This window comes from Kineococcus sp. AC630, assembly GCF_979255925.1.
The window spans coordinates 79,921-91,042 of record NZ_CEEDMJ010000022.1 but is presented as its reverse complement, the minus strand read 5'-3'; the positions used below and the strand labels follow the sequence as shown (position 1 = coordinate 91,042).

Genomic DNA, 11,122 nt, shown 5'->3' with positions numbered 1-11,122 from the left:
ACCGGGTGGGGGTCGTCGGGCTCGGTGGGCTGGGTCACCTCGCGGTGAAGTTCGCCCGGGCGATGGGGGCGGAGGTCTCGGTGATCACGACCTCGCAGGCGAAGGTGGAGGACGCCCGTTCGCTCGGGGTCGAGGACGTCGTGGTCTCCCGCGACGCCGACGCGATGGCCGCCGTGGCCGGCCGGTTCGACGTCGTGCTGGACACCGCGTCGGCCAAGCACGACCTCTCGCCGTACCTGCGCAGCCTGCGCGCGGACGGCACGTTGTGCGTGCTCGGCATCCCCGACCGCTACGAGGCCGACCCGCTGGCCCTCATGCAGGGGTTCAAGCGGCTGACCGCCTCGGGCAGCGGCGGGCGCCCGCGGACCCGGGAGATGCTGGACTTCGCCGCCGCGCACGGGATCAGCGCGGACGTCGAGGTCGTGACCCCGGCGGAGATCACGACGGCCTTCGAACGGCTGGCCCGCGGTGACGTCCGGTGGCGGTTCGTCCTGGACACCGCGTCCCTGGCTCAGGCGTAGCGTCGTGGCCGTGACCACCCCGGACGCCGCCGGGCTCGGGATCCGCGAGGTCTCCGAGTCCACCGGACTCAGCGTCGACACCCTGCGCTGGTACGAGAAGGAGGGGCTGCTCCCGCACGTCGGGCGCAGCACCGACGGTCGCCGGGTCTACGGCCCCGGCGCCGTGCGCTTCGTGCAGCTCGTCCAGTCGTTGCGCCGCACGGGGATGCCCGTCGCGCAGGTGCGGACGTTCGTGCAGCTCGGACCGGGGACGCCCGGGAACAGCGCCGTGCGGCTGGAGGTGCTGCTCCGGCAGCAGGAACTCGTCGCGCAGCGGATGGCCGAACTGCGCCGCGACGAGGAGGTCCTGCGCCGCAAGGTCGAGGACTACCGCTACCTCATCGCGAACGGACTCGACTGCGAGGACGAGTCCTGAACCCCGCCTCCCCGGGGGAGGGGTTCAGCTGACCTGAGCGGTCTGGGCGGCTGTACCACCGTCGGTGCGCTCACGGTGGCCACGGGCCTTGGCCGCGTACATCGCCGCGTCCGCTCGGCGCAGCAGCTCGTCGAGGGTGGCCGGCTCGGTGCTGACGGCGGTGCCGATGCTGGCCGAGACGCGGACCACGGCCCCGTCGAGGTCGTACGGAGCCCGCAGCGCGGCGCCCGTGCGAGCGGCCACCTCCGCCACGACCGCAGCGTCCCCGGTGGCCAGCACCACGACGAACTCGTCACCGCCCAGGCGGGCCAGACCGTCGCCCGGACGCAGGAGCCCGGCCATGCGGTCCGCGGCCAGGCGCAGCAGCAGGTCACCGGCGGCGTGCCCGTACCGGTCGTTGACGGGTTTGAAGTGGTCCAGGTCGACGTAGATGACCGCGACCGTGCTCACGGCGTCCACCTCGGGAACGGCCGCGTCGCCCAGGTGCCGGGTGAAGTGCTCCTGCAGCCCGGTGCGGTTCAGCCGTCCGGTGAGGGCGTCGTGGGTCGCGGCGTGCAGCAGCGCGTCGTGGCGGGTGCGCCGCTCTACGTCCAGGGCAGCGCCCTGCGCCTCGCGCTGGGCGGTGATCAGGGCGGTGTTGCCGATCAGGGCCACGGACAGCACCAGGGTGATCACCGCAGCCACCAGGTCCAGGGAGCGGGGCAGGTGCGAGGGCAACCAGCCGACCTGCACCAGCACCTGCAGCGCCACGCTCGGCACCAGCGTCATCACCGTGCAGGGCCGCCAGGCCCGTGCGCCGCTCCACTGCAGGTGCACGCCGGCGACCAGGGCGGCGAAGACGGGGAAGAGGAAGGAGACCCCGGTCGTGGCGATGGTCGCGGCGAACAGGGCACCGGCGATCGTGAGGCGGAGCCAGAGGCGGTTGTCCAGGCGGCCTCCGCCGAGCCGACGTTGCACCGGGTCGGTGCGCACGAGCAGGACGGCCGGCCAGCCGATCACCTGCGTCCACCACGGCGAGTACACCGCCTCGTCGGGCAGCGCCCACCAGGCCAGCCCCGCCAGGGCGGCGCTGACCACCGCGGCGCCGGCCAGGCGCCACCCCGTGCCTCGCCTGCCGTCCGGCACACCGCCCCCACGAGTTCGAGTCGCACCGCTCCGCAGATCGTTGCGTTGTCAACTCATCGGTACCCGGGACAGCCGCCTCGATCCGGCGAACGAGTGAGCTCCCGGTCTCGACGACCTCGGTCAGGCGCCGGCCGCCGCGGTTCCGGGAGCCCGCCTCACCCGACCCGCACCCGTCCGGTCGAGGCGTTCCACCGCAGCCGTCCTCCCTCGAAGTCCGAGGCCCGTCCGCCGGGGACGCCGTACTCGTCGCTGGTGGGAAAGCCCAGGGCGGACGTCTCCCAGCCCATCGACGCCCAGGTCTGCCGGATCGCGCCCAGCACCACGTGCGGGCGGGCGCCGGCGCGCCGGTAGATCGAGCCGTTCTCGAAGTGCGTCACGCTGCCGCTGCCGCCGGCGAAGTCGGTGGTGTCCATCGTCGGGAATCCCAGCGGGGACCACTCCCAGCCGATCGACGCGAACTTCGTCCGGTGGGTCCCGCGCACGACGAACGCGCCGAGGCCCGGCCGGAAGAGGATCGACCCCTTCTCGTAGTGCCGGAACCGGCCGCCGCGCAGGGCGTCGCCCTCCTCGCTCGTCGGGGCGCCGAGCAGGCTCCGGCCGCCGACGTCACCGTACTTGCGGGCGATCGGCGAACCCGCGGCCTTCGAGCCGCCAGCCAGCAGCGCCGCGACCCGGCCGCGCACGTCGTCCATCCGGGTGTAGCCGACGTCGCCGGGGCACGCCGTGTACCCGACGTCGCGGTGGCCGTTGATCGTGCGCAGCGACACCGTCTCGCCCGCGGGGTAGCGGGCGGTCCCGCCGCCGGCGGAGGTGAGCCGGGTGGGGGCGTCGGCGTCCAGGTCGTGCAGCGCGAACTTCCAGGCGATGACCGCGGCGACCGACTGCAGGCACGCGTCGCTGGGGGCCTTCGAGGTGAAGTCGCCCATCATCGAGACGCCGAAGGTGTCGGCGTTGAACCCGCCGGCGTGCGCGCCGACGACGGGTCGGGTGGTGCCGCCCGCGCGACCCTCCCAGATCCCGCCGAAGCGGTCGACGACGAAGTTGTAGCCGAGGTCGTTCCAGCCCAACGTCTGCGTGTGGTACCGGTACATCCCGCGGATGACGCTCGGCACCTGCGACGCCGAGTAGTCACCGCCGTCGGCGGTGTGGTGCACCACGGCGGCCCTGATCGTCGCGCTGTACTCGACCTCGCCGCGGCGCAGCGACTCGTCGGCACCCCACTCGGCGCGCGAGCGGACGGCCGGTCCGGTGGAGGACGCGAGCGTCACGGCGGTCCGCGACGTGGCGGCGGGTCCGGGGTCGACGACCTCCAGGCGGGCGTGCCCCGCGTCCTCGGCCGGCAGCCGGACCTCCACGACCGCACCCGGGCCGAGCTCGCCCGTCCACACCGGGTCGCAGGCCACGACCTCCGGCTCCGCCGACCCCGGGTCGGGGGCGCTGTCGCCGAGGGCCAGGTCGATCCACGGGCCGACCACGCCGGCGCGCGTCACCCGCAGCGACACCGAGGTGGCACGGGTCCCGGCGGGGAAGCTGACGCCGAGCATGCTTCCGCCCTCGAGGCCGTCGAGGGGCACGCGCACGGTGCGCAGCCCGCCCGAGGTGAGGAGCGCGCGGGCCGGGCCCGCGACGTCGGAGAGGGCCAGCGACGTGACGCCTCCGGAGGGGAGGGCGGCCCGGGCAGGGGTGGGCACCGCGGGGACGGTGAGCACCGCGAGGGCGCCACCGACCCCGAGCAGCGTGGTGCGGCGCGACACGGGCAGGGGCAGGGGCATGGGGAAGGGCGCTCCGTCCGTCGAGGGTTCGTGACGGAACGTAGGTGATCAGTGGAGAGGTTGTAAATGGAGGGTCAGGAGTGACCGGTGTGACGACCGAGGACCGTGATCAGGTCGACACCTCGGGTTCGCGTCAGCGCGACGCCGCGCCGGTGTCCTCCAGGACGTACAGCTTCACACTGAACGCCCGCTTGTCCTCCGTTGACACCAGCCGGTAGCCGCGGTTCAGCAGGCGGACCGTCTCGCGGTCCTCCGCGGTCTTGGTGACCACCGGTCCGACCCCGCCGATGACCCAGATCCGCCCGACGCCGGCCATCGCCGACCACAGGTGCGGCGCCGCGACGGTCGTGCCGACGAGGGTGGCGGACCCGGCGGCGGGCTCGGCCAACGCGATGTCGTCCAGGCCCGCGAAGGCCTCGGGGTAGAGCTGGGTCAGCACGCGGTAGCGGTACTCCCCGTCGGGCACGAACAGCAGACCGTCGCCCGGCTGGGCGTTGGCCCGGACGTACTCGGCGGTGCCCCGCAGGTCCTCGGCGTGCCCGATGGTGGGGGAGCGGAAGACGAACTGCATGTGCAGCCCGGTCAGCGCCATCGCCGCGACGAGGGCGCCGGCCACGACCGCGGTGCGGCGGACGCGGACCGCGGCCGTCACCACGACGGCCAGGAACAGGCAGGTCCCCGGCGCGACGAAGACGAGGTAGCGCGTCGTCCACAACGGGTGGACCTGCGAGAGCGCCCACAGCAGCGGCCACGGCAGGACACCCCAGAGGAACCCGAGCAGCTGCAGCCGGCGGGCCCGCGCCCAGCGCAACCCCACCAGCGTGGCGAGGCCCGCCACGACCAGCGCGACGGTGGAGGAGCCGAGGGCGAAGTCGACGTGCGCGCCGAGCTCCGCCGTCGTCGGCTTCTGCAGGAACGCGACCTGACCGGACTGCCGGCTCTGGGCCAGCAGCAGCGGGACCGCGAGGACCACGCCCGTCCCGGCGGCCACGGCGGCCCGCCAGCGGACCCGGCGCGGCCCGGTCAGGGCCCATCCCGCGTGCGCGACGAGCACCAGCGCGGCGACGGTGTTGAACGCGACGAGGAGCGGGATCGTCACCGTGTACGCGATCCACCAGCCCGCACGCCGGGCCGCGCACGCCCGCAGCAGCAGGTACGTGCCCAGCGTCGCGACGAGGGTGGCGAGCGCGTAGGGCCGCGCCTCCTGCGCGTAGCGGCTGACGAACGGCATCGAGACGAACAGGGCGGCCGCGGCGACCCCCGTGATCCGGGCCGTGACCGGCCCGACCGCCCCGGCCGCCGCGCGACGCGCCACCCCGTAGAGCGCCGCCACGGTCAGCGAGGCCGCCACGACGGAGATCCACCGGGCCTGGACGACGTCGACGCCGGAGCCGAACAACGCGTGGGCCAGGAAGTAGAAGGGCGCGTGCACGAGGTCGACGTGCTGGACGAGCCTCCAGATCTGCTCCGGGGTGCGGGAGGCGACGGCGATCGTCACGGCCTCGTCGCGCCACGGGCTGGGCGTCCCCAGCCGCCAGGAGAAGACGACGGCTCCCGCGATGGCCGTGAGCAGGCCGATCAGGACGTCGACCCGGCCGCGGGGGGCGGTCTCGCGCAGGCCGGGCACAGCGGCGCGGCCGCGTGCCGCGGGGATCGCGCCGGTACCGGGGCGGGCGTGCGTGCTCGACAGATCGACCTCGCTCAGAAGGGCAGCTTGCGGAAGACCGGCGCGGGAACGTGGCGCAACGCCGACATGACCCAGCGCATCGGCTCGGGGGCCCACACGGTCTCCTTGCCGCTGCGCACCGCGTCCACGGTCACCTCCGCCACCTGCTCGGCCGACACGGACAACGGGGCCGCCTTGAGCCCCTCGGTCATCTTCGTGGTGACGAAGCCGGGGCGCACGACGACGACGCGCACGCCGCTCGGGCGCAGGGCCTCGCGCAGGCCGGTGAAGAAGGCGTCGAAGCCGGCCTTGGAGGAGCCGTAGACGAAGTTGGAGCGGCGGGCCCGCTCACCGGCGACGCTGGAGAGCGCGACCAGGACGCCGTGACCCTGCAGCTGCAGCTTGGCGGCCAGGTGCACACCCAGGTTGACCGGGGCCGTGTAGTTGACCGTCGCGACCTGCACGGCCGCCGAGGCGTCCTGCCAGGACACCTCGTTGTCGCCCAGGACCCCGAAGGCGAGCACGGTCACGTCGACGTCGCCGAAGGACCCGTCGAAGCTCTCGTCGACGACCTCGGCGTGCCCGTCGAGGTCGGTCGCCTCGAAGTCGACCGTGCGGACCTCGTGCCCACGCCGGTGCAGCCGGTCCACGGCGGCCTCGCGGCGGGCGCCCGGTCGGGCGGCCAGCGTCACCCGCAGCGGTCGTTCCGGGCTGAGGCGCTCGACGATGGCGAGGCCGATGTCGGAGGTGCCCCCGAGGAGGAGGACGGAGCGGGGGTTCCCGAGGGCGTCGATCACAGGGCTCGACCTTAGCAACGCCGCCTGGGTGCTCCCTGTCGAGGCGACGGGACCGCTCCCGATCGTTGCGCGACGGTGACCTCGGCCCCGCGGATACCCTCACCCGGGTGATCCCGTCGCACCACCGACCGCCCGACGTCGCGTGAGCGGAGTCCTCACCGGGTTCGTCGTGGTCGCCACGCTCGTCGCCGTCGGCTACGTCCTGGGGCGCACGGGCGTCCTCGGCCCCGCGGGACAGGGGGTGGTGTCCCGGTTGGTGTTCTTCGTGGGGTCTCCGGCCCTGCTCGTGCAGACCCTCGCCGACGCCGACGTGCACGTCCTGTTCTCGGGCCAGCTGCTGGTCACCTCCAGCGGGGTGGTCGTCAGCGTCGTCGTCTGGGTGCTGCTCGCCCGCTACCGCCTGAGGCTGTCGCGCGAGGACCTCGTCATCGGCAGCCTCGCGAGCTCCTTCGTCAACGCGGCCAACATCGGGCTGCCCGTCGCGGCCTACGTCCTGCAGGACCTGACGGCGGTGCTGCCCGCGATGCTGCTGCAGATGGTCGTGCTCTCACCGGTCGCCTTGGGGATCCTCGACGTGAGCCGGCACCAGGGCGACGGCTCCCGCGCGGCCCTGGCGAAGAAGCTGCTGACCCCGCTGGCCAACCCGGTCCTCATCGCCAGCGCGGTCGGGATCCTGCTCTCGGTCACCGGCTGGACGCTGCCGACGGCGCTGGCCCAGCCGCTGGACCTGCTGGCCGGGTTCGCGATCCCCGGGGCGCTGGTCGCGTTCGGTATCTCCCTGCACGGGCGCAGCCTCGCGGGCTGGCGCACCCCGCAGGTGCTGATCGCGAGCGCGCTGAAGGCGTTCCTGCAGCCCGCCGTCACCTACCTCGCGGCCCGGCTGCTCGGCCTCGACGACGCCGCCGTCTTCGCCGCCACCGTGGTCGCGGCCCTGCCCACCGCGCAGAACGTGTTCACCTACGCCGTGCGCTACGGCGTCGGGCGCGACCTGGCCCGCGACACCGTGCTGGTGACGACGGTCCTGGTCGCGCCTGTGCTGCTGCTGATCAGCGTGCTGCTGCCGCACTGACCAGCGGTTCGGTCAGGGGTTGGTCTTCCACGCCGCCCACGCGCTGCTGACGATGTCGTCGAGGTCCTTCGTCGTGGACCAGCCGAGGGTGGAGGTGATGCGGGAGACGTCGGCCACCAGCTGCGGCGGGTCTCCCGCGCGGCGCTCGCGGACGTCGGGTGCGACGTCGACGCCGGTGACCCGGCGGATGACCTCGAGGACCTCGAACACCGAGGACCCCGCCCCGGAGCCCACGTTGAAGGTGTCGAACGGGCGTTCCTCGGTGCCGAGGTGGTCCAGCGCGGCGAGGTGCGCCTGGGCCAGGTCGAGGACGTGGACGTAGTCGCGGATGCAGGAACCGTCCGGCGTCGGGTAGTCGCCCCCGAACACCGTCGGCACCTCGCCCGCGTCGAGAGCGGTGAAGACGATCGGGATGAGGTTCATGACGGCGGAGTCGCCGAGGTCGTCCCAGCCGGCGCCGGCGACGTTGAAGTAGCGCAGGTTCGCCGCGCGCAGCCCCCAGGCGACCCCGGCGGCGCGCGACATCCACTCGCCGACGAGTTTCGTCTGGCCGTAGGGGTTGATCGGCTCGGCCGGTCCGTCCTCGCGCACGACGGCGCTCTGCGGGGCGCCGTAGGTGGCCGCGGAGGAGGAGAAGACGAGTTTGCCCACCCCCGCGGTCTCCATGGCCTGCAGCAGGTTCGCCATGCCGCCGACGTTCTGCGACCAGTAGTGCGCGGGCCGGGCCACGGACTCCCCGACCTGCTTGCGGGCCGCGAAGTGGACGACGGCGTCGACGCCGTGCGTGGCGAACGCGTCCGCGAGCGCCGGGGCGGCGGCGTCGGTGGCGAGGTCGACCTCGACGACGGTCGCGTCGCCGACGCGGGACGCGCGGCCGTTGGAGAGGTCGTCGACCACGACGACCTGCTCACCACGCTGTTGCAACAGCCGCACCACGTGGGATCCGATGTAGCCGGCACCGCCCGTCACGAGAACGCTCATGTCAGCGACTGTAGCCAGGTGCGCGCGGGCCCCGGCAGCGCTGTCACCCCGTAGCCTCGGTGGTGTGCTGAGACTGACCAACACCGTTCAGCCCTACGCGTGGGGTTCGACGACGGCGATCCCCCGGTTCCTGGGGGTGGAGCCGGACGGCTCGCCGCAGGCGGAGGTGTGGATCGGCGCGCACCCCTCCGCACCCTCCGACGCGGAGGGGGTGGCCCTCGACGAGCGGATCGCGGCGTCCCCCGAGGAGTTCCTCGGCGCCGCCGCGGGTGGCGGGGCGACGCTGGGGTACCTGCTGAAGGTCCTCGCCGCGGGGGCACCGTTGTCGTTGCAGGCGCACCCCGATCGCGCGACGGCGGCCCGTCGCTACGCGGAGGAGGAGGCGGCGGGGGTCCCGCGCGACGCCCCGCACCGCCTCTACAAGGACACCGAGCACAAACCCGAACTGCTGTACGCGCTGGAACCCTTCGCGGCGATGGCGGGGTTCCGTTCCCCCGCGGCCGCCCGCGAGCTGCTGGCCGGGCTGGAACTGCCCGCGCTGCCCGGTGACGCGCAGGACCTGTTCGAGGCGCTGCTCGCGGCCTTGCAGGGTGCGGACGCGCTGCGGGAGGCGACGCGGTTGCTGCTGACCGCGGACGCCGCGGTCGTGGCGCCGCTCGTCGAGGCCGTGGCCGGGGCCTGCGCGGACTCCGAGGACCCCTCCGCCCGGTGCGTGGTGGAACTCGCCGGGCACTACCCGGGCGACGCGGGGGTCCTGGTGTCGGTGCTGCTCAACCAGGTGCGCCTGGTCGCCGGCGAGGCGCTGTACCTCCCGGCCGGCAACGTCCACGCCTACCTCGAGGGGACCGGGGTGGAACTCATGGCGAGTTCCGACAACGTCCTGCGCGGTGGCCTGACCCCCAAGCACGTCGACGTGCCCGAACTCCTCGCCGTCCTGGACTTCCGGGAGCTCCCGCCGCCGCTGCTGGCCCCGCGGGTGCTGTCGCAGGACGAGGTGGTGTTCGCGCCCGACGTCGACGACTTCGCCCTGACGGTGCTGACGGTGCGCTCCGAGACCCGGTGGGAGCGCCCGGTCCCGCGCGAGGTGCTGTGCCTGGAGGGGACGGTCGTGCTGAGTTCCTCGGCGGGGTCGGTGGAACTCATGCGGGGCCAGGCGGTGTTCGTGACCGCCGCCGAGCACCCGCTCACCGTCTCCGGTTCCGGCCGGATCGCCGCCGCCGGTCCGGGAGGTGCGGACCTGCCCTGACCGGCGGCGGGCGGGTCACTCGGGGGCGGGAGCGGGGGTGAGGTTGCTCAGCAGGGCCTGCACGTCCAGACCGGTCGTGCGCTTCACGATCTCGAGGGTCTCGGTGAGGTTCGTGCCGACCTGGCGGGAGAGTTGCGAGGCGCCGTCGGTGGAGATGACCGTGAGGTCCTTGATGGCCGCCATCGGTGCCGCGAGCTCGTGCGCGACGCGCGGCAGGACGTCGACGACCATCTGCGCCACAGCGGCTTCGCCGTAGCGTTCGAAGGCCTCGGCGCGCAGCTGCATGGTCTCGGCCTCCGCCTCACCGCGGGCGCGGATGGCGGCGGCCTCGGCCTCACCCTCGAGCTTCGTCGCCGTGGCCAGCGCGGTGCGCCGGTCGAGTTCGGCCTGCCCGGCGAGGCGGACCCGCTGGGCGTCGGCCTCGGCGGCGAGTTTGATCCGGTTGCTCTCCGCCGTGGCGGAGAGTTCGACACGGCGCGCGTCGGCCTCGGCGTTGGCGATGTCGGAGGCCTTCTTCGCCTCGGCCTCGAAGATCTCGGAGTTCCTGCGGGCCTGCGCCTGCTGCTCGGCGTCGTAGCGACGTGCGTCGGCGGGTTTGCGGACCTCGGTGTCGAGCTGGCGTTCGGTCAGCGCGGCCTGGCGTTCGGCGACGCGTTCCTGCTCGAGCAGGACCTCCTGGTCGCGGGCGGCCTTGGCCAGGACCCCGGCCGCGGCGGCCCGGGCCTGGGCGGTGTCCGTCTCGGCCTTGAACTCCGCCTGGCGCAGCGACAGGTCGCGCTGGGAACCGGAGATCTTCTCCTGCGCACGGGCTTCGGCCTGCTGGGACTCCTGCTGGGAGTTCGCCTCGGCGATCGCCGCGTTCTGCGTCGCGATGGCCGCCTCGGGCCGGCCGAGGTCACGCAGGTAGTTCACGTCGTCGGTGACGTCCTGGATCTGGAACGTGTCCAGCACGAGACCCTGGTTGGTGAGCGAGGTCTCGGCCTCCTCCGCGACGCGGGAGGCGAAGGCGGCGCGGTCACGGATGATCTCGTCGACGGTCAGGGTGCCGACGATGGAGCGCAGTGAACCGGCCAGCACCTCCTGGGTGAAGGACTCGATCTCGTCCTGCTGGTGCAGGAAACGTTGCGCCGCAGCGCGGACGGAGTCCTCGGTGCCACCGACCTTGATGATGGCGACGCCGTCGAGGTTCAGCCGGATGCCCTTGGCGGAGACGGCGCCGCGGATCTGCACCGAGATGCGGCGCGAGGCCAGCGAGAGCGAGTAGGCCTGCTGCACGAACGGCAGCACGAAGATGCCGCCGCCCATGACGACCTTCTGGCCGGAGAGGTCCGTCGAGACCTTCCCCGTCTCGGGGTTGGTGACGGGTTTGCCCTTCTGGCCGACGACGACGAACGCCTCGCTCGGCCCGGCGATGCGGTAGCGGCGGACGATGGCGACCGCGAGCAGCAGCACGACGACGACGGCGGCTGCGACCAGGATCACGGATGGGGTCAGGAACGTCACGGGAGGTCCTCTCGCGGCTGGGTGGGT

General features: G+C 73.5%; 10 protein-coding genes. 4 read left to right on the top strand and 6 right to left on the bottom strand.

The features are described 5' to 3' along the window. On the top strand, nt 1-521 hold a 521-nt coding region (locus AC0I8G_RS21000; protein WP_471731667.1), incomplete at its 5' end, for a zinc-binding dehydrogenase. Between the two features lie 10 nt (nt 522-531). Then, nucleotides 532-936 carry a MerR family transcriptional regulator gene (locus AC0I8G_RS20995; RefSeq protein WP_471731666.1) on the top strand — a complete coding sequence of 135 codons (405 nt, stop codon included), beginning with the start codon at nt 532-534 and terminating at the stop codon, nt 934-936. 24 nt (nt 937-960) lie between these two features. Here the strand turns inward: AC0I8G_RS20995 and AC0I8G_RS20990 are convergent, their stop codons facing one another. The 4 genes from AC0I8G_RS20990 to AC0I8G_RS20975 form a co-directional block, all read right to left on the bottom strand. After that, nucleotides 961-2,061 (bottom strand): diguanylate cyclase domain-containing protein, encoded by a 1,101-nt coding sequence (locus AC0I8G_RS20990; RefSeq protein ID WP_471731665.1) that lies wholly within the window; start codon nt 2,059-2,061, stop codon nt 961-963. A gap of 155 nt (nt 2,062-2,216) precedes the next feature. Then, nucleotides 2,217-3,833 carry an N-acetylmuramoyl-L-alanine amidase gene (locus tag AC0I8G_RS20985; RefSeq protein ID WP_471731664.1) on the bottom strand — a complete coding sequence of 539 codons (1,617 nt, stop codon included), beginning with the start codon at nt 3,831-3,833 and terminating at the stop codon, nt 2,217-2,219. Between the two features lie 133 nt (nt 3,834-3,966). Further along, nucleotides 3,967-5,460, bottom strand: coding sequence for a glycosyltransferase family 39 protein (locus AC0I8G_RS20980; RefSeq protein ID WP_471731663.1), 1,494 nt, complete (start codon nt 5,458-5,460; stop codon nt 3,967-3,969). Between the two features lie 74 nt (nt 5,461-5,534). Next, the gene (locus AC0I8G_RS20975; protein WP_471731662.1) at nt 5,535-6,296 is read right to left on the bottom strand and encodes a decaprenylphospho-beta-D-erythro-pentofuranosid-2-ulose 2-reductase; all 762 of its coding nucleotides are present in this window, start codon (nt 6,294-6,296) and stop codon (nt 5,535-5,537) included. Nucleotides 6,297-6,438: 142 nt separating this feature from the next. Here AC0I8G_RS20975 and AC0I8G_RS20970 point away from each other — a divergent pair, with 142 nt between their 5' ends. Beyond that, complete coding sequence (locus AC0I8G_RS20970) at nt 6,439-7,365, top strand: AEC family transporter (protein WP_471731661.1); 927 nt, start codon at nt 6,439-6,441, stop codon at nt 7,363-7,365. Nucleotides 7,366-7,377: 12 nt separating this feature from the next. Here the strand turns inward: AC0I8G_RS20970 and galE are convergent, their stop codons facing one another. After that, a complete protein-coding gene (gene galE / locus AC0I8G_RS20965) occupies nt 7,378-8,346 on the bottom strand; it encodes a UDP-glucose 4-epimerase GalE (RefSeq protein WP_471731660.1) in 969 nt (322 codons plus the stop codon). A 64-nt stretch (nt 8,347-8,410) separates the two neighbouring features. Between galE and manA the strand changes: the two genes are divergently transcribed. Then, nucleotides 8,411-9,592: a mannose-6-phosphate isomerase, class I gene (manA, locus tag AC0I8G_RS20960; protein WP_471731659.1), complete on the top strand. Its 1,182-nt coding sequence runs from the start codon at nt 8,411-8,413 to the stop codon at nt 9,590-9,592. Between the two features lie 15 nt (nt 9,593-9,607). On the opposite strand, the gene AC0I8G_RS20955 is transcribed toward manA, so the two are convergent. Continuing rightward, nucleotides 9,608-11,095: a flotillin family protein gene (locus AC0I8G_RS20955; RefSeq protein ID WP_471731658.1), complete on the bottom strand. Its 1,488-nt coding sequence runs from the start codon at nt 11,093-11,095 to the stop codon at nt 9,608-9,610. Nucleotides 11,096-11,122 lie beyond the last annotated feature (27 nt).

Bases quoted from the DNA above. Each gene is read 5' to 3' on its own strand.
- AC0I8G_RS20985 (WP_471731664.1), bottom strand. From the start codon at position 3,833: ATGCCCCTGCCCCTGCCCGTGTCGCGCCGCACCACGCTGCTCGGGGTC.
- galE (WP_471731660.1), bottom strand. From the start codon at position 8,346: ATGAGCGTTCTCGTGACGGGCGGTGCCGGCTACATCGGATCCCACGTG.